We start from the raw sequence: 1,233 nt of genomic DNA, 5'->3' as shown, positions 1-1,233 counted from the left end.
CTAGTAGAACGCTCCAGAATTAACGCTCTAACCCGTACGACCATCGAAACGGAACCGGATTCTGGTTCACTTCCTCAAGATATCGCTCGATCCGTCGTTTGAGTTCGTCCTTTGATTTCACTCGAATATGACGAAGAACTTGCTTCGTCATCTTGGCAAAAAAGCTCTCAATGAGATTCAACCATGAGCCATGTTTAGGGGTGTGGATGAACTCGAATCGATCCGGGACCGTTTCTAAGTAACGCTTTGTTTCCTTAGAAATGTGCGACGAGTGATTGTCGAGAATGATTTGGATGCGCAAGCCTGGTGTATAATGTGCATCGAGCCGCTTCAGAAAGTTGACGAACTCGCAACTGCGGTGGCGGTCCTCAACGTTACCAATTACATGCCCTGTAACCAAATCGATAGCTGCCAGGAGACTGACAGTGCCGTGCCGTTTGTACTCGGAATCACGGCTAATGGTTGGATGCTCACCCGCTACAGGCGGCAGGTCAGCTGCCGTATTTTCAATGGCCTGAATGCCTGGTTTTTCGTCATACGACAAGTACACGTCGCAGAGTGGCCTAATTTCGTCATTCTCAATCACAAGCTCGACCTGCTGATACACAAAAAGAACTTCAACTCGCTTGGCATCAAAGTCGGGGTCTCGTCGTTCCAAGTAATACTTCACTTTATGAGGTTGAAGATCATGGGCAGCCAGCATCCGCGTAACGCTGCTGGCGGATAGTTGAGTCAAGCAAGGGTGACCTTGCTCCTGGGCATGCGCGCGTACGTGCTGTGCCAGCAACCGCTGTGTCCATGCCTCATACGAGTAGCCAAGCTCTTTAGGCTTCTGACAAGCTAAAGAAATGACCCAGGACTTGGCTTCAGGCGTAAAGACAGCTGGTCGACCGGGACGCTGCTCTTCTTCTAACGCAGCGAGGGGGCCGAACTCCAGCGCCTTGTCGACACAACGATTGACCTTGGTAACTGTCGTTCCCAGCGCTTTTGCGATCTTTGGAACACTCACTCCGTCAGCAAACTGAAGGACCATGCGAGCTCGCTCGACTCGACGGTACTCTTCTGAGCGAGCTTGACTGATACGCTCCAGGCTCTCGCGATCCGTTTGTGATAGTGCTAGAGGCTTCTTGTTTGACTTGAATGGCACGATGTCACTCCGCTCGAATTAGGCTATCCATATTGTAGCATGTTCGAGGGGAATATAGTTTTGTTATTTATGAAACGATATACTAG

The 1,233-nt window shown here is 50.1% G+C and carries 1 protein-coding gene; it reads right to left on the bottom strand.

Translation table 11 applies throughout. The features are described from left to right. Positions 1-19: 19 nt before the first annotated feature. On the bottom strand, positions 20-1,147 hold the full coding sequence (locus VQ071_RS29225; protein WP_340518544.1) for an IS630 family transposase: 1,128 nt from the start codon (positions 1,145-1,147) through the stop codon (positions 20-22). Between the last annotated feature and the right edge of the window lie 86 nt (positions 1,148-1,233).

Origin of the sequence: Cohnella sp. 56 (assembly GCF_037963805.1) — a bacterium.
Lineage (GTDB): Bacteria > Bacillota > Bacilli > Paenibacillales > Paenibacillaceae > Cohnella.
This window is presented reverse-complemented; position numbering and strand designations above follow the sequence as displayed.